The following is a 21,646-nucleotide window of genomic DNA, read 5'->3' as shown; positions in this document are numbered from 1 at the left end:
TGGACGCCCTGGCTCCCGCGCACCGACACGGCGCGGCGACGGCGCCCTGACCACACGGATCACCACTCGGAAGGCCGCTGAATGCGCATCGCCGTCGTCGCCCTGGGAAAGATCGGACTGCCGCTGGCCGTCCAGTACGCCGAGAAGGGCCACGAGGTCATCGGCGTCGACGTCAACCCGAAGACCGTCGAGGCCGTCAACGCCGGGCGCGAGCCCTTCCCCGGTGAGGCCCACCTGGCGGAGAAGCTCGAGCGCCTCGTCCCCGCCGGCGCCCTGCGCGCCACCACCGACTACTCCGAGGCGATCCCCGGCGCCGACGCCGTCGTCCTCGTCGTCCCGCTCTTCGTCAACGACGAGACCTGGGAGCCCGACTTCGACTGGATGGACGCCGCCACGCGGTCGCTCGCCGAGCACCTCACGGCGGGCACCCTCGTCTCCTACGAGACCACGCTGCCCGTGGGCACCACCCGCAACCGCTGGAAGCCCCTCATCGAGGAGATCAGCGGCCTCACCGAGGGCGCCGACGAGAACGGCTTCTACCTCGTCTTCAGCCCCGAGCGCGTCCTCACCGGCCGCGTCTTCGCGGACCTGCGCCGCTACCCCAAGCTCGTCGGCGGCCTCAACGACGCCGGCACCAAGGCGGGCATCGAGTTCTACGAGCAGGTCCTCGACTTCGACGAGCGCCCCGACCTCCCGCGTCCGAACGGCGTCTGGGACATGGGGACGGCCGAGGCCGCCGAGATGGCCAAGCTCGCCGAGACCACCTACCGCGACGTCAACATCGGGCTCGCCAACCAGTTCGCCGTCTACGCGGACAAGGCCGGCTTCGACATCGAGAAGGTCATCGACGCCTGCAACTCGCAGCCGTACTCGCACATCCACCGCCCCGGCATCGCCGTCGGCGGCCACTGCATCCCCGTCTACCCGCGCCTCTACCTGTCCACGGACCCCGACGCCTCCGTCGTGCGCACCGCTCGCACCTTCAACGCGACGATGCCCGACTACGTCGTCGGCCGCGCCGAGGAGGTCCTCGGCGACCTCAGTGGGCTGCGCGTCGTCGTCCTTGGCGCCTCGTACCGCGGCAAGGTCAAGGAGACCGCCTTCTCCGGCGTCTTCCCGACCGTCGAGGCCCTGCGCGCCAAGGGCGCCGAGGTCCTCGTCCAGGACCCGATGTACACCGACGAGGAGCTCGCCGGCTTCGGCTGGACCGCCTACCACCTCGGCGAGCCCGTGGACGTCGCGATCGTCCAGGCCGACCACCCCGAGTACCGCGACCTCACCCCGGACCAGCTGCCCGGCGTGCGGCTCCTCCTCGACGGCCGCCGCGCGACCGACCCGGCTCTGTGGGCCGGCACGCCTCGCCTCGTCATCGGTGGGGGCGAGTGAGGCCACGGGCCGTCCGCTCCTGACCGCCGCGTCCGCGCGCCCGGCCGCCCCGCGCCGTCCGTGAACGGGTCCTGGTGGTCGGCGCTGCCGATCGTCCTCGCCTGCGCCGCGCTCCTTCTGGTGCCCGGCTGGCTCCTCGCACGGTCGTGGGGACTGCGCGGGGTCACCGCGCTCGGTGCCGCGCCTGCCCTGCTCCTCGCCGCCGTCGGCCCCGCCACCGTCCTCGCGCACCTCGTGGGAGAGCGGTGGGACCGCTCCGTGCTCACCACCGGGTCGGCGGCCTGGTGCTGGGGGGCGCTCGTCCTCCCCGGCCTCGCGCTGGCGCGGCCGTGGCGCTCCTGCGGACGCGTCGCACCCGGTAGGGGCCATGTCCGCGGATCTGGCTGCCTGAGGACGCCATCGGCCACCGTCTCCGGCGAGGTCCTCGACGCACCTGCGCTGAGCCCCCTGGCGAGGCGCCGACTCACCGGCGCCGTCCTGCTCGCCGGGCTCCTCACCGCCGTGCCGGTCATCCTCGGCACGCAGGGCCCCGAGTCGCCCGCCCAGGCCTCCGACGCCGTCTTCCACCTCTCGGCCACCGCCTTCGTCCGCGCCGAGGGAGACGCCTCACCGCTCGGCGGACTGGCCTCCCTCTACGACGGGCACGCCGTCTACTACCCGACGGGCTGGCACGCCCTCACGGCGCTCCTGCCCGGCAGCGTCGTCGCCGGCGCCAACGTCATGGTGCTCGTCCTCGCCTCCCTCGTCTGGCCCCTCGGCGTCGCCGCGCTGCTCCGCGAGGCGACCGCCCGGCACCTGCCTGACGACGACGGCGCCGTCCTCGCCGTCGGGACCGCACTGTCGGGCTCCGTGATCGGCGTGCTCCTCCTGCTCACGAGCACGTGGCCCTACGCGCTCAGCCTCGCGGTCCTGCCGGGTGCGCTCGCCCTCGTCGTGCGCGCCGTCGTCCCGGGACGCGCGGGCGCCGCAGCCCGGACGGCGGCGCTCGGCGTCGGGGTGCTGGCCTGCCTCGGCGTGCTCGTCGCGCACGGCGCCGCCGTCTTCAACCTCCTTGTGCTCGCCGGGCCCGTCGTGGCCGCGGCGGGTGCGGCGCCGCTGCGCCGAGCCTGGAGCCGGGGCGGCGCCAGGCGCGCGTCCGTCGTCGTGGCCGGAGGGGCCGCGGTCCTCGTCCTCGCCGCCGGCGCGTGGGTCATGCGGGCGCCGCTCCTGTCGGTACTGCGCTACCCGCGCGGCGGCGCCAACATGGCGGAGACGGTCTGGGCGGTCGTCTCCGACCACCCGCTGCTCGCGACCTTCACCCCGTGGGTGCCCGGCAACCTCCTCGTCGCGGCGCTCGCCGTGCTCGGTGCCGTCGCGGCCTGGCGCACCCCGGGGCTGCGCCGCTGGGCCGTCGCGACCGGCCTCGCGCTCGCCCTCCTGCTCCTCGCCTCCGGCCCCGCCTGGCCCCTGCGGGGTCTCGCCGGACCCTGGTACACGCAGCGAGCCCGGATCATGCCGCTGCTGAGCACCGGCATGCTCGTCCTAGCCGCCCTCGGCACCGCCGAGGCCCGACGCCGGTGGGGGAGCGCGCCCGGAACCCTCGCCAGTGCTGCGGCGCGGGACGGTGCGGCGGGACACGCGGCAGGCCGACTCGCCCGGCTGTGTGGCCGCGCCGCGCGGCACGTCCCGGCCACCGTCCTCATCGCCTCCCTCGTCCTCGCGCCGGCGTGGCGTGCGCCCCTCAAGGCGCAGGTCCTCGAGGCCGTGCACGTGCCCGACCGCATCTCCTACGGCGCCATGCTCGGCGGCGACGAGATCGCCCTCATCCGGCGGGCCGGGTCCGAGCTGCCCGCCGGCGCCGTCGTCGTCGGCGACCCCTCGAACGGCTCGGCCTACCTGTGGAGCGTCGGCGGGGTGGAGGTCCTCTACCCGTCGCGTCCCAAGCCCCCCGACGGCGACCTGCGCTGGCTCGGCGAGCACCTCGACGAGATCGGGACGAACCCGCGGGTCTGCGAGATCCTCCGCGAGCACGACGCCCTGTACTACTACTCGGATGACACCGCCCAGGACGGTGTGACCGGCGGCGGGCGCAAGGCGCTGTGGGGCGAGGCCCTCGACCGGCTGCCGGAGCAGTACCTCGAGCACATCGACTCGGCCTGGTCCGGTGACGGCGGCACGGCGACCCTCTGGCGGATCACGGCCTGTGGATGACCAATTCCCTTGCATGACCCGGCACGGGGAGGTCATGTGGCCAGCGATGGTCGGCACGCGGCACCGCGACGACGGTGTTTGGAACCTCCTGCCATTGTCAATGCTCCGTCGTCGGGAGCTTCGCGCCACGTGGTTACCGGCCAAGACGGCGAGTGCCTCGCAATGAGCCGTAGGCTGGGGGTGCCGACTGCGCTGGGGCGGGACCATGGGGACGAGCCCGGCTTGCGTGTGACGAGCATTGATTCGGTCCGCGGACGGTATTCGGGACCCGCTGCGTGTGTCACCGGCCGAATCAGTGCGCCAGAAGGCGCCTCCGGCATCCCCTGGCCCAGCGGCTGAGCGTGATGTTGGTGCCCGTTACTGCTTGGTGCCCTGGGTGCGCACGGGGTCGCTATTCGACGAGGTCGCGTTCGGAGGAGTGACGCCTCTGACGTCACATTTGCTGCTCAATGTGTTCCGGAGATTTCCTCGCATGCCGCCAGCTTGCTAGCCGTGGAGCTTAGCCGCCCCCGGAAGTCCCGCGTCAGATGCATAGATATTGGGCTCGTGATGCGGCGTGCATTCCCTCTGCGGTGCCACCTCGACGCCGGTCCAGAATTGGGCCGGTCGTGGTATCGCTACCCTCAGGCTTGTCCAGCCTGTGCCACCCGTGTCCAGGCGACGCCGTGCGGCAGATGGTGCATCGGTCTTGTCGCTCGCTCCAGTTGTCGTCGTTCGCCCGCTCGCTGCCACGTGAAGAGGACAGCACGCCACCCACCATCGCACGGCACAACGATGCCTCTTCCGGGGCTGGCGCTCTTGATACGTGTAGTGCAATCGGCGTCGATCCGTTGCGGCGGGTCAGATGTGGATCCGCTGGCGTGGCTATAGAGTATTGCCATCCCTACGATCATGAGGAAGTTTCGTGCGTTCAGACGATCTTGACATCGCCGCCATTGTGCCCTGTTTCAACGAGGAGGCCGCCATCGCCAAGGTTGTGGCCGATCTTCGGACAGCGGTGCCGAACATGAAGATCTACGTCTACGACAACAACTCGACCGACCGCACCGCCGAGGTCGCTGCGCAGGCCGGCGCCATCGTCCGCACCGAGCGGCGCAAGGGCAAGGGCAACGTCGTGCGCCGTGCCTTCGCGGACATCGATGCTGCCGTCTACGTGATGATCGACGGTGACGACACCTACGACGCCGCCGCGCTGCCGGGCATGATAGAGACACTCCTCGCTGGCCCCTACGATCATGTGCTCGGGGTCCGAAGGGATATCCGAGAGGAGTCCTCGTATCGGCCGGGTCACGAGGCGGGCAATAAGATGTTTAACCGCTTGACCTCCAGGGTATTCGGCACGGAGGTCACGGACATGCTCTCGGGTTATCGCGTCTTCAGCCGGCGGTTCGTGAAGTCTTTTCCGTCAGCGAGTCGGGAGTTCGAGATCGAGACCGAGCTGACCGTCCATGCCGCGACGCTGCGCGTCCCGCAGGTCGAGGTTCCCGTCGGCTTCAAGGAGCGTGCTGCGGGTACTGAGTCGAAGCTGAACACCTTCTCCGACGGATTCAAGATCCTCAACCTCATCTTTCGGCTCGTCCGTCACGAGAGGCCTATCGGGTTCTATGGGTGGCTGGCAGGCCTCATCGCCATGGTCGACGCCCTTATGTGCCTACCGGTCCTGACCCACTACCTCGCTGATGGCGACGTTCCTCGGTTTCCCACCCTTATCCTCGGTGTCGGCCTGCTAACGGTAGCCGTCCTCATCGTCATGCTCGGGGTGGTCCAGTCGGGCCTGCGGCACAACAGGGCGAACACGGCCCGTCTGCACTACCTGCACTACGACGCGGTGGGGTGTCCGGACGACGTCGCCTGAGGTAACGTCGTCCGGCCGCAATGAGATGGCGGCCCCGGCCGGATCGTCCGGGCGGGGCCGCTCGCTCTCAAAGGCGGGGTGGTGCGGTCGTCGAGCTCACTGGCCCTGCGCGGCGTACTTGGCCTCGACCTCGGCCTTGAGCGGGCGCCACCAGGCCTCATTCTCCTTGTACCAGTCGATGGTCGCCTGGAGCCCGGAGCGGAAGTCCGTGAACTTCGGGGCCCAGCCGAGCTCCTCGACGAGCTTGGTGTTGTCGATGGCGTAGCGCATGTCGTGGCCGGGGCGGTCGTTGACGTGGTCGTAGTCGGTGGGGTCGTAGCCCATGAGCTCGAGGATGAGCTCGACGACCTCCTTGTTGTTCTTCTCGCCGTTGGCGCCGATGAGGTAGGTCTCGCCGATGCGGCCCTTCTCGATGATGTCCCAGACGGCGTCGTTGTGGTCGAGCACGTGGATCCAGTCGCGGACGTTCTCGCCGGCGCCGTAGAGCTTGGGCTTGACGCCGTCGATGAGGTTGGTGATCTGCCGGGGGATGAACTTCTCGATGTGCTGGTACGGGCCGTAGTTGTTCGAGCAGTTCGAGATCGTGGCCTCGACGCCGAAGGAGCGTACCCACGCCCGCACGAGGAGGTCGGATCCCGCCTTGGAGGAGGAGTACGGCGACGAGGGGTTGTACGGCGTCGTCGGGGTGAACTTCGCCGGGTCGTCGAGCTCGAGATCGCCGTAGACCTCGTCGGTGGAGATGTGGTGGTAGCGCACCCCGTGGCGGCGGACGGCCTCGAGCAGGGTGAAGGTGCCGACGAGGTTCGTCTGGATGAAGGGGGAGGGGTCCCGTAGGGAGTTGTCGTTGTGGGACTCGGCGGCGAAGTGGACGACGACGTCGGCGTCCGCGACGAGCGGGTCCACGGTGTCCATGTCCGCGACGTCACCGACGACGAGCTCGACCTTGTCGCCAAGGTCCGCCAGCGATCCCTTGTTGCCCGCGTAGGTGAGCTTGTCGAGGACCGTGACCTTGGCGTCGGGGTGACGCACGAGGGTCTGGCGGACGAAGTTGGCGCCGATGAAGCCGGCGCCGCCGGTGATGAGGACGTTCATGGGTGAATCGCTCCGTGGGTGGGTTCGAGGCGACGGATCGTTGAGAATCCGCCGATGTTCCAAGGACATCATGCCACAGGCATTATCTTCGGTCGTGATGGGATGTCCCAGGGGTGGCTTGTGGATGCTCCGCGGCGACGTGGTGCAGGGTGAAATTTGGTGACCTCGGACAAACTCGCATTGTCATTTCGTGGGCACCCGGTAGTCTCGCCACCGTTCCCAAAGGTCACATGTATCACATCGTGCACAGGCGCCTCTTGGGAACAAGCCAGGAAACCATGCCGAAAGGACCCCCATGTCGGCCCCCCGTCTCCTCGGCCTCGTCGCCACGGTACCGCTCCTCGCCGTCGGGCTCGCGCCCGCGTCGACCGCGACCGCCGCCGACCCGGCCGAGGCGCAAGCCCCAGCACAGCTCCTCCAGCTCACCACTTCCTCGGGCGACGGCACCGCCGTCGCCGAGGCGGGACTCGACGACTCAGCGAGCACCGCGTCACCGAGCGCAGCCGCCACCCAGGCGCCCGCCGCCACCTCGGGCGGCAGCTCGGTCGCCCCCGGGCGCTCCGCGCTCCTCGCGACGGCGACCGATCCGGTCGACCCCGAGAAGGACGCGACGCTGCTCACCGAGCCCGTCGCCGTCGACGACTTCCTCGTCGCCGGCTTCAGCTGGAAGGGCGAAGCGAACCTGCCGACAGGCACCCAGATCTACCTGCGCGTCCGCGAGGACGGCGTCTGGTCCCCGTGGTACCTCAACCAGGCCTCCGACGTCGGCCGCGATGACGGCGCGGGCCTGCAGGGGACCGACGAGTTCGTCACGGGCGGTGCCGACGCCATCCAGGCCAGCGTCATCAGCCCCTCGGGCGACCTGCCCGCGGACCTCAACCTCGCGATGGTCCCCGGCCAGCCGACCGGGGAGGAGCAGGTCGACGCCTCCGACCTCAAGACCGTGGACGCGTCGTCGACCGACGTCGCCGCCGACGACTCGAACACGTCCTCGAACGCCCGCGGGCCGATCGCCCAGCAGACCGAGACGCCGACCGCGGTCCCGTCCGGCTCCGAGCAGAGCGGGTCGGGCAGCACCAGCGGCGGAAGCGGCGTCAGCCCCGCCGCCGCCGCCCTGCTCGCCGCGACGACGACCGCCAACAGCCTCCCGGTGCCCGTGACCACCCGGGCCGAGTGGGGGGCCAACGAGTCGTACATGACGTGGAGCCCGGCGTACGCCGAGGCCGACCACGTCGTCGTCCACCACACCGCCGGCACGAACAGCTACACCGCGGCCCAGTCCGCGTCCATCGTCAACGGCATCTACTACTACCACGCCGTCACGCTCGGCTGGGGCGACATCGGGTACAACTTCCTCGTCTCCAAGTACGGTCAGGTCTTCGAGGGACGCTCGGGCTCCCTCGCCTCGGCCCCCGGCCGGATGGTCGTCGGTGGCCACGCCCTCGGTGTCAACAACGGCACGATGGGCATCTCCATGATGGGTGACTTCACCTCCATCAGCCCGAGCTCCGCGCAGCTCGACGCCGTCGGCAAGATGGCCGGCTGGTTCCTGGGCCGACAGGGCATCACGAGCTCCACCGGCTCCTCGAGCTTCGTGATGGGGTCGCCCAGCGCACTCATCAAGTACCCCAAGGGCTCGACGCAGAACTTCACGTACATCTTCGCCCACCGCGACGTGAACTACACGACGTGCCCCGGCGACGTCGGCTACTCCAAGATGGACCAGATCCGGTCGATCGCGCAGTCGGAGATCGACTCACTGTCTGGGACGGGCAGTGCGACTGCGACGGCTGACAGCGCCATCCGTGCCAAGTGGAACGCGCTCGGTGGAGCCTCCTCCAAGTACGGGGCGTTCGTCAGCGGTCCTCACGCGATCAAGGGCGGATACTTCGAGCAGTACAGCAATGGTACTGGGTACTGGTCCGCATCGACCGGGGCGCACTTCGTATCTGAGGGTGTCGGGGCTCGATATGCAGCGTTGGGCTCGGAGGCTGGACGCTTGGGGTATCCGACGAGCGACGAACATGCCCTGGCCGCGGGGTCCTACCAGACCTTTCAGGGGGGCAGCATCTACTGGTCAGCATCCGGTGGGGCTCATGCCGTGTGGGGCGGAAACCTTGCTGCATGGGGCCGCTTCTCGTTCGAGCGGGGGCGTCTTGGATACCCGACGTCGGACGAGCGGAGCGTCAGTGGCGGCGTCTATCAGCAGTTCCAAGGCGGGCGCATCTACTGGTCTCGGCAGACTGACTCACATCCTGTGTGGAGCGGCATCTTGTCGACATGGCTTGAGCGCGGCGGCGTGACGGGCTCCCTGGGGTATCCGTCCTCGGATGAAGCGGTCGTGCCCAGTGGGGTGAGTTGTCAGTCCTTTGTTGGTGGAATGATCACCTGGACGAGCGGCGTCGGGCCGACGGTGTCGTGACAGCACGCGCTGAGCCTGTCAAGTGACGGGGGCCGTGACACGGCGGTGTCGCGGCCCCCATCGCAGGCTCAGGAACGTCGCCAGCGGCGGTGTGGTGGACCACTTTCCAGGTGCTCCTAACCACTGACGATGAGGCGCGGGTCGGTGTAGACGGCGCCCACCGTGTGGCCATCGGTGTGCACCTTGAACCGGCCCGCCTCGCGGATCCGATGGATCTCCTCGAGGTTGCCGTCGAGGAGGGACAGGCTGATGGCGTACTCGCCCTCGCCCAGCTGGAGACGCGGCAGCACGAGCTCGAACTCGCCCTCGCCGTCCACCACGGGGAGCTCTGCGCCCATCATCTTCGTGTCCGTGCCGAGCACCGCTCCACCGAGGACGGTCGAGACGGTGAGCGAGATGCCCCATCCGATGAGCGGTGGGGCTGCCTTGATCCCGCCCCTGACGACGAGGTCGTCACCCGGGGCGATCGTGGGGACGCCGTCGACGACGGGCGCGACGATCTCCGTCGAGGTGATCTGCTGGTCCGCCGGCAGGACGAGCGAGACCTCACCCTTGCGCTCAGCCTCGGCCATCTCCTCGGCCTCGATCGTCACCTCGTAGTTATGGCGCAGGCGGCCGAGCACCTCGTCGGTGCTGCCGTCCACGACGATCCGCCCGTGCTCGAGCATGACGGCGCGGTCGCACACCTCCGCGACCTGGGAGGCGGAGTGGGAGACGAGGATGATGGTGCGCCCGTCGTCCTGGAACTCGTGGATCTTCTCCATGCACTTGTGCTGGAAGGGCTCGTCGCCGACCGCCAGGACCTCGTCGACCAGGAGGATGTCGGGGTCGACGTGCACGGCGACGGCGAAGGCGAGGCGCACGTACATGCCCGACGAGTAGAACTTCACCTGGGTGTCGATGAAGTCCTCGATGCCGGAGAAGGCGACGATCTCGTCGAAGTGGCGCTGCGTCTCCGCCTCGGTGAGCCCGAGGATCGCCGCGTTGAGGTAGACGTTCTCGCGGCCCGTGAGGTCGGGGTGGAACCCGGCGCCGAGCTCGAGGAGCGCCGCGAGGCGGCCGCGGAGCATGACCTCGCCGCGGTCGGGGGTGAGGATCCCGCCGATGACCTTGAGCAGAGTGGACTTGCCTGAGCCGTTGGCCCCGACCAGGCCGATGGTCTCACCGGAGTGGATGTCGAGGTTGATGTCCTGCAGGGCCCAGAAGTCCACCTTCTGCGCCCGCGAGGTGCGGGCGTTGACGACGCGCTCCTTGAGGGACTTGTCCTTGTGCACGACGAAGCGCTTGGCGATGTCGCGGACGGTGACGACTTCGGTCATGGTCAGAGCTCCTGGGCGAAGTTGCGCTGGAGGACGGAGAAGATCCGCTGGGCGACGCCGAGGAGGATGACGCCGACCGCCAGCGCGATGAGCATCCGCACGCCGAGGTGCGTCGCCGTGGCCTCACCGGCGCCGGCGACCCAGACGGAGCGCTGGAACCCGAGGATCGCCAGCGTCACGGGGTTGGACAGGTACAGCTCCTCCGCGATGGCGTTGCCCTTGGTCACGCTGAGCACCATGTTCCACGAGTACACGATCGGAGAGGCCCACATGCCCACGAGGAGGACGACCTCAACGAGGTACTGGATGTCGCGGAGGTAGACGTTGACGGCGGAGAGCACCAGGCCGAACATCGTGCCCCACACGACGAGGATGAGGAGCGCGAAGGGCAGGTAGACGAGCCGGAGGTCGAAGACCAGAGGCGTCGTCGCCAGCGAGCCGGGCACGTACGGCAGCAGGAGGACCGCGAGGATGAGGATCGCGAACTGCATCGCGAAGTTGAAGAGCGAGGAGCCGACGGAGGCGAGCGGGAAGATCTCCCTGGGGAGCTGGATCTTCTTGATGATCCCGGAGTTGCCGACGATCGAGCCCGTGCACGCCGAGATGATGTCGCTGAAGAGCTGCCAGGCGGTCAGACCCGTGAAGACGTAGATCGCGAAGTCCGGGATGGACCGGGCAGCTCCCATGACCTGTCCGATGACGACGACGTAGATGACCAGGCTCACGAGGGGCTTGATGAGGCTCCACACGACGCCGAGGACGGAGTCCTTGTAGCGCGCCCTGATCTCACGACGCGTGAGGCGACCCAGCAGGTCGCGTCGGCCCCAGATGTCCGCGAGCGACGCCCGCGTCCCCTTGAAGAAGCCGACCGACGGCGCGGCGGGCCTCATGGGCTCGAGCGAGAGCGCGTGCTCCCTGTCGGTGGATGCAGTCACGGGGCCTCCAAGACGGTCGTGTCAGGTCGCCATCTCGGTGACGACGACGGCGACACTGTACCTGGCTCGGCAGGTGGGACAGGGACCTCCGGGCTAGGATGCTCCACGTCTCATACGGGAAGGACAAGCCCCCATGTCATTCATCGAGGACCTGCCCGCGGTGCATCACGTCTCCGCCGGAATCAGCGCGCTCACGGTCGGCGGGCGCCCCGCCTGCGTGCCCCTGGAGGTCCTCAGGGCCGACGCCCTCCGCCTGACCACCTCCGTCTTCGACGCCTACGCCTACGCGCCCGGCGGTGACGAGACCCTCACGCTCGGTGTGCTCACCGACACCCTCCTGGTGAGGGACGAGGCGCTGGACTGGGTCGGCCAGGAGGTCCTCGTCGACGTGGGGGGTGCCCGGCGCTTCGCCGACCCTGAGACCGCCCTGTTCGACGTCCAGTGGCGTCTGAACATCATGGGACGGCAGGTCGCGGTCATCGACGGCCCGGCCTCCCCGGACGTGCCAGCCACCGCTGAGGCCCGGCTGCTGCGCCGCCGCGGCCTGCTCACGACCCTGGACACCAACCTCAGCGACGAGTTCCGCGGGGTCCTGGCGCCCGTCGCTCAGATCCTCGGCCTCTCCTCCTCCCTGCACGCCTCCCGCACCGACACGACGGCCCTGGACCTCCAGCGCTCGCCGGGCGGCGATGAGGTCGGCGACCTCAGTGTGCCCACGAGCGGGCTCCTGGGCGCCTACGCGATCGACGGCGCGCTCGACAACCTGACCGAGACAGACGGCGTGCGCGACTACGTCCAGCGCGTCCGGCGCGTGCCCGACCGGGCTCTCGCCCCGCTGATCGGACCTGCCCTGCCGACGGTTCTCGGACTCGATCCCAGCGCCGACGCTCCGGGATTCGACCGTCTCGCGACGATCCTCGGCGTCGACCGCGTCCTGTGGGAGCCGATGCACGTCCTCGTCGTGGCTCCGGAGGACGGCGCCGCCCGCCGGCGGGCGGACGCCCTCATCGAGAGCCTCGGGCGCGACGTCGTCGTCCGGCGCGTCGACCCGCAGACCGACACGATGACGGAGGAGGGACGCGAGCTGCCCGGGATCGCCGCGGACCACACCGAGTGGGCCGACGTCATCGTGCTCATCGGCGTCGTCCTTGCCGACGCCCCGGGGACGGCCTACACCTCGACGCCGCTCATCGCCGACCTGTCGACCATGGACGTCCTGGGCTGGCTGATGAACGCGCGCCGCACGGACTCCAGGGCCGTCGCGCTCGTCGAGCTCGTCAAGCGCGCCGACCGCGTCCTCGTCGCCGACGACGTGCAGCGCGATCTCGTCCTGGGCACGCTCGCGGGCACCGGCCGCGTCAACGACGTCGTCTACGACGCCGATCCCTCGCTCACCTCGCTCGTCGCGGCGGATCCCGACGGCGTGCGGCTCGAGGCGTTCTGCCGGCGGCCCATCAGGGCCGCCGACGCCGGCTCGCTGTCGGCCGCTGAGGCCGTCGCGCTGACCCCGCGGTCCGGAGACCTGGCGATCGCCGTGCAGTACCTGCGTGAGGGCGGGGTGCGGAAGGTCGCGGAGAAGGCTTCTGGCCGAGTCCGACGAGTCGTCGCCGAGAGGAAGGGCAACTGAGATGCCGATCGAGAACGTCATTCCCGAGACCCTGAACGCCGATCCCTCCCGGGCTCACCTCATCGACCGTGAGCACGAAGTGCGGCAGGGCGTCGTCTCCGTCATCCTGGTCAACTACAAGGGTGCCGAGGACACGATCGCCTGCCTGCGGTACTTCGACGAGATCGACTGGCCCACGGAGCGCCTCGAGCTCATCGTCGTCGAGAACGACTCCCAGGACGGATCCGCCGAGCTCATCGCGAAGGCGTGCCCGACCGTACGCGTGCTGCCCTCGGGCGCCAACCTCGGTTTCGCCGGCGGGTGCAACTTCGGCGTCGAGGCCGCCACCGGCGAGTACGTCGCGTTCATCAACAACGACGCCCGTCCCGGCAAGGGCTGGGTGCGTGCCGCCGTCGAGGAGATGGAGAACGACCCGAGCGTCGGTGCGGTCGCCTCCAAGGTCCTGGACTGGGACGGCAAGCTCGTCGACTTCGTCGACGGCTCCCTGACCTGGTACGGCATGGGCTACAAGCGCGAGGCCGAGTGGATCGACGACGGCTCCTACGAGACGCCCAAGGACGTCCTCTTCGGGACCGGCGCAGCCATGTTCATGCCGGCGGAGTACTTCCGCGAGATCGGCGGTTTCGACGAGCGCTTCTTCATGTTCTACGAGGACGTCGACCTCGGCTGGCGGGTCAACCTCCTCGGCCGCAAGGTCCGCTACGTGCCGGGCTCGGTGGCGTACCACAAGCACCACGTGACGATGAAGAAGTTCGGCAACTACCGGGAGTCCTACCTCCTGGAGCGCAACGCGCTGCTGAGCATGTTCAAGAACTACGAGGACGAGACCCTGCGCACGGCGCTGCCGGCCGCGATCTCACTGGCGGTGCGCCGCGGTACGGCGCGTGCCGACGTCGACACCTCGACGCTGACCGACGATGCGACCACCGTCGTCCCCAAGATGGGGATGACCGGGATCTACGCCGTCGACTACCTCGATGAGCAGCTCGACACGCTCGCCGTCACCCGGGCCGAGCTCCAGGCGCACCGGGCGGTCACGGACGCCCAGCTCTTCCCCCTCTTCCGGCACGCCATCGAGCCGGCGTACCCCGTCGAGCACTATCTCAAGGGCCACGAGGTCCTTGTGGAGTCCTTCGGCATCGACCAGTTGTTCATCTCCTCGACGAACGTCCTCGTCGTCACCGGTGAGCCCCTTTCCGGGAAGCTCGCCGGGCCCGCGATCCGCGCCTGGGAGATGGCGGCAGCGCTGAGCGCGGAGCACCCGACCCGGCTCGTCTCGACGGCGGGGGTCAAGGACGTGGAGGACCCGCGCTTCGAGATCGCCTTCGCGCAGGGCGACGACCTGCGGGGCCACACCGACTGGGCCGACATCATCGTCTTCCAGGGCTTCCTGCTGGAGGGCGCCCCGTGGCTGGTCGGCTCCGACAAGATCATCGTCGCCGACATCTACGACCCGATGCACCTCGAGCAGCTGGAGCAGGCCAAGGACCTGGGCCGGTCCGGTCGTCGCGAGGCGATCTTCTCCGTGACCGACGTCCTCAACAAGCAGCTCTCGCGGGCGGACCACTTCCTGTGCGCCTCGGAGAAGCAGCGCGGCTTCTGGCTCGGCGAGCTGGCCAGCGTCGGACGCATCAACCCCTTGACCGTCGCGCCGGGGGAGGGGCTGGACTCGCTCGTGTCGATCGTCCCCTTCGGCATCCAGGACGAGGAACCTGTCCAGCGCAAGCACGGCATCCGCGGGGTCGTGCCGGGCATCGGCATGGACGACAAGGTCATCGTCTGGGGCGGCGGCGTCTACAACTGGTTCGACCCGCTGACCCTCGTGCGCGCCGTCGGGCGCCTGGCCGAGCGTCACGACGACGTCTGCCTGTACTTCATGGGGATGAAGCACCCCAACCCCGGAGTCCCGGACATGAAGGTCGCGTGGGAGACCAAGGAGCTCGCCGCGCAGCTGGGCCTCACCGACAAGCACGTCTTCTTCAACTCCGACTGGGTGCCGTACAACGAGCGCGCCGACGTCCTCCTTGACGCCGACCTCGGGGTGTCGACGCACTTCGAGCACATCGAGACGGCCTTCTCGTTCCGCACACGAATCCTGGACTACCTGTGGACGGACCTGCCGATCGTGGCGACCACTGGCGACTCCTTCGGCGACGTCCTCGACTCCGAGGGGCTGGGGCGCGGGGTCCCGCCCGAGGACGTGGACGCTCTTGAGAACGCCCTGGAGGAGATGCTCTACGACGAGGCTGCGATCGCTCAGGCCAAGGCCAACGTGCGCGTCTTCGCGGAGCAGTTCCGGTGGAGGACGGTGCTGGCACCGCTCGTGGAGTTCTGCCGGACGCCGCACCGGGCGCGCGACCTCACCCTGTCGGGTGCCGTCGCCGGGGCCTCTGGGCTGCGCGCCCACGCCTACCCCAAGCGGAAGCCCAGTGTGCAGGGCGATCTGCGCCTCGTCGTCGACTACATGCGGGTCGGGGGACCGCAGGAGGTCGCGCGCCGCGCGACCGGGCGCATCAAGCGGCAGCTCGGGCTGCAGCGCTGAGACGCTTGCGCGTGCCCTCAGCCCAGGGGAGGGCACGCGCGGCCCGTGGTACCTCGCCAGCGGGAGTGACGGCGCCGAAGCGCGGCGGGAAGGCCCGCGAGACCCTGCTTCACGCCGGCGGCGACGGGCCCGCGCAGGCCAGCCTGGGCCGCCCGGGCCGCTGAGTGCACCACCGACCTCAGGACGACGGGCCACGGGGAGTGCTCGGCGGCGACGATGATGCGATTGCGCGCGTTGACGCGGATAAACATTGGGCTGTCAGCTCCCGAGGAGGCCGCGTGCTCGTGGAGGGCCACGGCGTCATGGACGAAGCGGATCTGCCAACCGTGCTCGTGCAGGCGGTAGGAAAGGTCCGTGTCCTCGTAGTACATAAAGAGGTCCTCACGGAAGCCTCCGACCTCCTCCCAGGCCGTGCGACGAATGGCGCACGCCCCACCGCACAGGCCGAAGACCTCAGGTTGGGCCCGGAGGTCCTCCACCGGTGTCAGCCAGTCCCGGTCCTGGCCGTTCCCTGCCCGGTCCACGACGTTCCCGGTCGAGTTCACGAGCACCTGCCCGGCGCCGTCGCCATGGGTGACACGACGCCAGGCGGCCCCGCGCGTGCTGGAGAGCGCCGCCGGATCAACACGCGAGCAGTGCTTCCAGCGCCCAGATAGCAGGATGAGCGCCGTGGTCGCACCGAGGCGGGACGAGGCTGCGAGAGGCATTACCAGTGCATCGATGAAGCCATCGTCCGCGACGGCGTCGTTGTTGAGCAGAACCAGGGTGTCCTCGCGCATCCCATGCGCCCCGAGGTTGACGCCGGAGCCGAATCCGGCGTTGGAGCTGTTGACGATGACGTCGAGTCCTGTCTTTCGGAGCTCCTCGACTGATCCATCCTCGGATGCGTTGTCGACGACGACGAGGCGGTCGTGAACGCCGAGCTGGTGCTCGATCGAGGTCGCCGCTCGGCGCGTGAGGTCGGGGCGTCGCCAGTTCACGATGACGACGAGCGCGCTGGGGCGAGCATTGGCGGCGGGGACCGGGGAAATCATCGCGCGACGTCCGCGTAGACGGCGATGTGGGCCTGCGCACAGGCCTCCCAGGTGAAGGTGGCGGCACGCTGACGTCCGGCGACGACGAGCGCGTCGTGCTCCTCGCCGAGGGCGCGCGCGAGCTGGGTGGCGATCTCCTCGGGCGAGTCCGAGGCGGCGAGCAGACCCGCGTCGCCGCAGACCTCTTGCATGCACGTGCCGCGACTCGTCACGACGGGTGCGCCGTGGGCCATGGCTTCGAGGACAGGGAGGCCGAAGCCCTCCCAGACTGATGGGAAGGCGAAGACGCTGGCACCCGTGTACGCGGCAGCGAGGTCGTCGTCCGACAGCCGCCCAAGGACGTGGACCCGAGCTCCGAGCTCGCGGACGAGTGACCGCCCTACCGCGTCGTCGCCCCAGCCGTCGGGGCCGACGAGGACGAGGTCGATCTCGTCGAACTGCCTGCCCAGGAGCGCGAAGGCGCGAAGGAGCGTTGGGAGGTTCTTGCGCGGCTCACGTGTACCAGTCCATAAAATGTAGCCGCGGATGAGACCGTGTGCTGCGCGAAAACTCTCGACCTTCTCATCTGTCACGGGGATGGTACGCACGCCGTGGGGGATCACGACGATCCGCGTTGCGTCGATCCCTGCGGCGACGCAGTCATCCGCGGTCGCCTTTGACGGGACGACCACGCGATCAGCGTGCCGGATGGTTCGCTCGAGAGCCCGCAGGAAGTAGGCGTTCCCCCGCCGTGTGAAGTGCTCAGGCGCGCGGAGGAAAGCGGTGTCGTGCACCGTGACGACAAGCGGGAGGTGCGTTCCGGGAACGGCCCACGTGGTTGCGTGGACGAGGTCCGCATCGGGCGCGAGCGATTCGGCGAGCGGATACTCTAGGCGGTTCCACGCCTCGTAGAGAACCGGGCGCACCAGCCGCGACCGACGTACGGGCATCGGGGGGAGATCCAGGTCTCGCGGCATGGGTGAATCCGGGTGCAAGGCGGCGAGCCCGGTGATCGGGGCTCCGAGGTCCTTGAGTGAGCGTGCGAGCTCAACGACGTACCTACCTGATCCTCCAGGGACCGGTTGCCAGAGCTGCTCGACCACGAGCGCCGTGCGAGGCCCAGAAGGTCGGGTCGTCCCGTCGGAGCGCGTCTTCATGTGCTCAGGCTACGATCACACCTCGCAATATCGAACTCCATGGTGCGCACACGTGATGGAGGTTCCCGACAATGGACCGCTGTTCCTGCGAACCCATGTGGCTTGAGCCACTCTATGGGCGATCCCTTCCCCGTGCTAGTTGCCAGCGGGGGCAAGTGGCGGCGATGGCGGTACCGTAGTTCGATGGGAAGCAATTTCGAGCCAATGCGCCACATGCTCACCTCATTCGGGTACCTGTTAACTGGCTCTTCACAATTCGGGGTGTAGGTGTGGTCTGAATCCGCTGGCTTGGAGGAGTGCGCGGGCGATGTAGTTGGTGAGGTTGCGGAAGCCGAGGGCCAGGCCACGCAGGTGCTCGAGGCGACCGTTCACGGCTTCGGTAGGTCCGTTGCTCGTGCGCGGCCGGTCGAAGTAGGCCAGGACGGCGTCGTTGGCGGTGTTCCACGCCACGCCCAGTGCTTCGGCAACTCGGGCCATCGACAGGTGGCCGACGACGATCCCGACCAGACCCCACCGCAGGCCGGCGCGGGAGATCTTGGCCCGCGGCGGCGCCGCAGCGGTGGTGTCCTGACGCCACACGTGCGAGCACTCCTTGCAGCGGTAGCGGCGCACGGTGAGCACCAGCGTGGTAGGGCGCCACCCGAACGGCTCGTGCGCCAACTCCCTGCCCACCGTGTCACGGGGCACGCCCTGGCAGCCGTACCGCCTGCACCAGTCGTCCGGCTCCACGACCCAGCACGCCAGCACGGACCGGTCAGGCTCGAGCAGCTGGCCGGTGACCTCCAGACCGAGGCCGTCGAGGCGGGTGAAGGTAGTCAGGTGGGGCGCGTGAAGGTAGCGTCAGGCACGTCGAGGTCTTCCGGACGGGTTGTGTGAGAACTCACATCATCGGAAGACCTCGACCCCCACCCCGACACCGACGCGCCGCCCCAGGTCGCACCACAGCTACACCCTCATCTGTGAAGAGCCTGTTAACTCCTGGCATCTCGGTTCTTAACAGGTGGGTCTACCTGCGCTGACGTTAGGGGCTCGCCCCGGCTTCCCTTGATTCGCCGCGCCGCAGCCGCCCCGTGGCCCGCGGCCTTCCTGTCGCCGTGACCCTGCGCCGGGCCACATCCTCTTCGTGCCACGGGGGCATCCCGCGGGCCAAGCATCTTGATTCCGCATCGGCGATCCAACGCGTGGTTCGCGTCGCCGGCGCAAGCCGAGCGCCCTCGGTGTGGACTTGCGTGGCTCTTCACAGATGGGGGTGTAGCTGTGGTGCGACCTGGGGCGGCGCGTCGGTGTCGGGGTGAGGGTCGAGGTCTTCCGATGATGGGAGTTCTCACACAACCCGTCCCGAAGACCTCGACGTCCCTGACGCTACCTTCACGCGCCCCACCTGACTACCTTCACCCGCCTCGACGGCCTCGGTGTGGAGGTCACCGGCCAGCTGCTCGAGCCTGACCGGTCCGTGCTGGCGTGCCGGGTCGTGGAGCCGGACCAGTGGTGCCGGCGGTGCGGCTGCGAGGGAACACCACGTGGCACCGTGGTGCCTCGTCTGGCGCACGAGCCGTTCGGCTGGCGACCCACCATCTTGCTCGTCACCGTGCGTCGCTACCGCTGCGGCGAGTGCGGGCATGTGTGGCGTCAGGACATGAGCAGAGCCGCCGAGCCGCGGGCGAAGTTGTCCCGACGGGCGTTGCGGTGGGCGTTGGAAGCACTCGTGGTCGCGCATCTGACCGTAGCCCGGATCGCCGAAGGGCTGGCAGTGGCGTGGAACACCGCCAACGACGCCGTCCTGGCTGAGGGCCGGCGTCTGCTCATCGAGGACCCGACCCGCCTGGACAATGTCAAGGTCGTCGGGGTCGATGAGCACGTGTGGCGGCACACCCGGGGCGGTGACAAGTACGCCACCGTGATCATCGACCTCACCCCGGTCCGGGACGGCACCGGGCCCTCACGCCTGCTGGACGTGGTCGAAGGTCGGTCGAAGAAGGCGTTCAAGGACTGGCTGGCCGAGCGGGACCAGGCTTGGCGCGATGGGATCGAGGTCGTGGCCATGGATGGGTTCGCGGGCTTCAAGACCGCCACCACCGAGGAGCTGCCGCACGCCGTCACGGTTATGGATCCCTTCCACGTCATCCGGTTGGCCGGGGACGCTCTCGATGAGTGCCGCCGCCGAGTCCAGCAGGAACTGCACGGACACCGCGGACGCAAGGGCGACCCGCTCTACACCGCGCGGCGGACCCTGCACACCGGGGCTGACCTGCTCACCGACCGCCAGCACGAGCGCCTTGACAAGCTCTTCGCTGGGGACCGGCACGTGCACGTCGAGTGCACCTGGGGGATCTACCAGCGCATGATCTGCGCCTACCCTCACCCCGACCGGGCAGCCGGCCGCGTCGAGATGAGCTCCGCGATCGACGCCCTCGCCGAGGGTGTGCCTGAGGCGTTGGCAGAACTGCGCAAGCTCGGCCCCACCCTGACCAGACGCGCCTGCGACGTCCTGGCCTACCTCGACCGGCCGCACACGACCAACGGACCTACCGAAGCCGTAAACGGTCGCCTCGAGCACCTGCGTGGCCTGGCCCTCGGCTTCCGCAACCTCACCAACTACATCGCCCGCGCACACCTCGAAACCGGCGGATTCAGACCACACCTACACCCCGAATTGTGAAGAGCCACTTGCCTGGCGTGCATCACTTGGCGCCCGTGCCCCCTGCCTGCGAGAAGGTGGGTGGCCTCACGATGACGATGGCATCAGAGTGACTCCTAGCAGCCCGAGGGTGGATGCTGCGACGCACACCACGCAGACGGCGACCGCGAACCACCTCCACCGTGCCGGCAGCCGGTTCAATGCAATAGCGAGCGCAATGGCTGTAGCGCCGATGAGGGAGGCTGCATATCTGGGCGATGGCAGCGGGAAATAGACGTTCTCGCGGATCCACTCGTCGAACTGGACGAGGAAGATCGCTATGAACGGTCCGATCGCGGAGACAGCGCTTACGACGCGTTCCTTGGTCGTGCCGCAGGCGAGTCCTACCCACGGTGCCGCTGTAAGCACAATCGCCACTAGCGCAAAGACGCCCGTGCCAAGGTAGGTGGTGAGCTTTGGCTCGACCCAGTAACCCCCGTTGAATCCGTATCCCCGGAGAATTCCGGGCAGCCACACGTTAAAGGGAAGGCCGTCGAGGGGGCGATTGTTGATCCCGAGGGTTGTGCTGTGCCAGCCTGCTGGCGTGTGGGCTGCGGTGTAGTGGTTCCAGAGCAACGTTGGAATGGCGGCAGCTGCCGCCGCAGCGACCATCGTGCGGACGGCATTCATCGTGCGAGGGTCGTGGTTGCGGGTCCACCGTGTGAGACCAAAGAGGAGTACCGCGCACATGGTGATTACCGGCGACAGTAGAATAGTCTTCGACATGGCTGCAACGAATGCCACCATGGCTGCGTAGACCCATGCGTGAGGATGGTTGTGCAGGACGAGGGAGAGGGTCCATAATGCTCCGATGCTGATTATCAGTGCCGCGGCGTCCTCTGTGACTGTCATTGCCTCAGTTGCGATGTGAGGTTCGCACAGGAGGAATATTGTGACAGCGAACGCGACGGAGCGTTTGATGTTCCACATGCGGCACAGTGCGTAGGTGGCTGCGAGGCCAGCGCCAATAAGGGTTCCAGATCCAAGCCGCATGATATTGACGGGGTCTGCGTCAGAAACCTTCATTGCCGCTCGTGTGAATGCTGCGTCGTATATGTAATAGAGGGGCGGCTGCCATGCATTAGAGTTTTCAATGTCGCGGTTGAAGTCGGCGGCGGTGTGCTTGCCGCAGGCAGGTAGCTGGGGAAAGTTGGTCTGTCGGTGACAGGTCCACTCCTCGAGGGTCCAGGCCGTCATGTTGTCGCCGCGGTGTGGAAATGAGCCGTGCATGACGCGCCACGTGTAATCTACGTGAGTCATCTCATCAATAGGGCTGAATTGCGGGGCTCGGACAATCCCGATGAGTGATGTCGCGAGTGCGGCAGCAATGAGGATAACGACTGCCAACGTGTCGGAACGCCGCCACGAGTGCGCTGAGGGCGAGGTCTGTTGACTTCTTTTCAAGAGGCTGAGGTGGGAGTCATTCACGTT

At 68.4% G+C, this 21,646-nt stretch carries 12 protein-coding genes and 2 pseudogenes; 7 read left to right on the top strand and 7 right to left on the bottom strand.

The genetic code is table 11. The features are described from left to right. Positions 1 to 81 precede the first annotated feature (81 nt). From IXW69_RS00880 to IXW69_RS00870, 3 genes are all read left to right on the top strand, one after another. Positions 82 to 1,386 carry a nucleotide sugar dehydrogenase gene (locus IXW69_RS00880; protein ID WP_194784499.1) on the top strand — a complete coding sequence of 435 codons (1,305 nt, stop codon included), beginning with the start codon at positions 82 to 84 and terminating at the stop codon, positions 1,384 to 1,386. A gap of 60 nt (positions 1,387 to 1,446) precedes the next feature. Further along, a complete protein-coding gene (locus IXW69_RS00875) occupies positions 1,447 to 3,576 on the top strand; it encodes a DUF6541 family protein (RefSeq protein WP_194784498.1) in 2,130 nt (709 codons plus the stop codon). A 904-nt stretch (positions 3,577 to 4,480) separates the two neighbouring features. Continuing rightward, on the top strand, positions 4,481 to 5,431 hold the full coding sequence (locus IXW69_RS00870; protein WP_194784497.1) for a glycosyltransferase: 951 nt from the start codon (positions 4,481 to 4,483) through the stop codon (positions 5,429 to 5,431). A 96-nt stretch (positions 5,432 to 5,527) separates the two neighbouring features. On the opposite strand, the gene rfbB is transcribed toward IXW69_RS00870, so the two are convergent. Then, on the bottom strand, positions 5,528 to 6,523 hold the full coding sequence (rfbB, locus tag IXW69_RS00865; RefSeq protein WP_194784496.1) for a dTDP-glucose 4,6-dehydratase: 996 nt from the start codon (positions 6,521 to 6,523) through the stop codon (positions 5,528 to 5,530). A 295-nt stretch (positions 6,524 to 6,818) separates the two neighbouring features. Between rfbB and IXW69_RS00860 the strand changes: the two genes are divergently transcribed. Beyond that, on the top strand, positions 6,819 to 8,945 hold the full coding sequence (locus tag IXW69_RS00860) for an N-acetylmuramoyl-L-alanine amidase (protein WP_194784495.1): 2,127 nt from the start codon (positions 6,819 to 6,821) through the stop codon (positions 8,943 to 8,945). 116 nt (positions 8,946 to 9,061) lie between these two features. Here the strand turns inward: IXW69_RS00860 and IXW69_RS00855 are convergent, their stop codons facing one another. Together IXW69_RS00855 and IXW69_RS00850 are read right to left on the bottom strand one after the other, a co-directional pair. Then, on the bottom strand, positions 9,062 to 10,264 hold the full coding sequence (locus IXW69_RS00855; protein WP_194784494.1) for an ABC transporter ATP-binding protein: 1,203 nt from the start codon (positions 10,262 to 10,264) through the stop codon (positions 9,062 to 9,064). A 2-nt stretch (positions 10,265 to 10,266) separates the two neighbouring features. After that, entirely contained in the window at positions 10,267 to 11,199 is a 933-nt protein-coding gene (locus IXW69_RS00850; protein WP_194784493.1) for an ABC transporter permease, read from the bottom strand. 133 nt (positions 11,200 to 11,332) lie between these two features. Between IXW69_RS00850 and IXW69_RS00845 the strand changes: the two genes are divergently transcribed. Continuing rightward, complete coding sequence (locus IXW69_RS00845; RefSeq protein ID WP_194784492.1) at positions 11,333 to 12,826, top strand: hypothetical protein; 1,494 nt, start codon at positions 11,333 to 11,335, stop codon at positions 12,824 to 12,826. A 1-nt stretch (position 12,827) separates the two neighbouring features. Then, positions 12,828 to 15,368 (top strand): glycosyltransferase, encoded by a 2,541-nt coding sequence (locus IXW69_RS00840; RefSeq protein WP_194784491.1) that lies wholly within the window; start codon positions 12,828 to 12,830, stop codon positions 15,366 to 15,368. Between the two features lie 17 nt (positions 15,369 to 15,385). On the opposite strand, the gene IXW69_RS00835 is transcribed toward IXW69_RS00840, so the two are convergent. The 3 genes and pseudogenes from IXW69_RS00835 to IXW69_RS00825 form a co-directional block, all read right to left on the bottom strand. Continuing rightward, on the bottom strand, positions 15,386 to 16,402 hold the full coding sequence (locus tag IXW69_RS00835; RefSeq protein WP_194784490.1) for a glycosyltransferase family 2 protein: 1,017 nt from the start codon (positions 16,400 to 16,402) through the stop codon (positions 15,386 to 15,388). Then, positions 16,399 to 17,538 carry a glycosyltransferase family 4 protein gene (locus tag IXW69_RS00830; RefSeq protein ID WP_194784489.1) on the bottom strand — a complete coding sequence of 380 codons (1,140 nt, stop codon included), beginning with the start codon at positions 17,536 to 17,538 and terminating at the stop codon, positions 16,399 to 16,401. The genes IXW69_RS00835 and IXW69_RS00830 overlap by 4 nt, the downstream gene beginning before the upstream one ends. 348 nt (positions 17,539 to 17,886) lie before the next feature. Then, a pseudogene (locus tag IXW69_RS00825) lies at positions 17,887 to 18,386 on the bottom strand (ISL3 family transposase); the annotation flags it as partial. Positions 18,387 to 18,910: 524 nt separating this feature from the next. Between IXW69_RS00825 and IXW69_RS00820 the strand changes: the two are divergent. Beyond that, positions 18,911 to 20,197 (top strand): annotated as a pseudogene (locus IXW69_RS00820) (ISL3 family transposase); the annotation flags it as partial. Positions 20,198 to 20,263: 66 nt separating this feature from the next. On the opposite strand, the gene IXW69_RS00815 reads toward IXW69_RS00820, so the two are convergent. Further along, positions 20,264 to 21,643 (bottom strand): hypothetical protein, encoded by a 1,380-nt coding sequence (locus IXW69_RS00815; protein ID WP_194784488.1) that lies wholly within the window; start codon positions 21,641 to 21,643, stop codon positions 20,264 to 20,266. Positions 21,644 to 21,646: the final 3 nt, after the last annotated feature.

The sequence above is a fragment of the Actinomyces haliotis genome, assembly GCF_015355765.1.
Lineage (GTDB): Bacteria > Actinomycetota > Actinomycetes > Actinomycetales > Actinomycetaceae > Actinomyces > Actinomyces haliotis.
The sequence above is the reverse complement of the archived record's forward strand: the minus strand, read 5'-3'. Positions and strand labels throughout refer to the sequence as shown.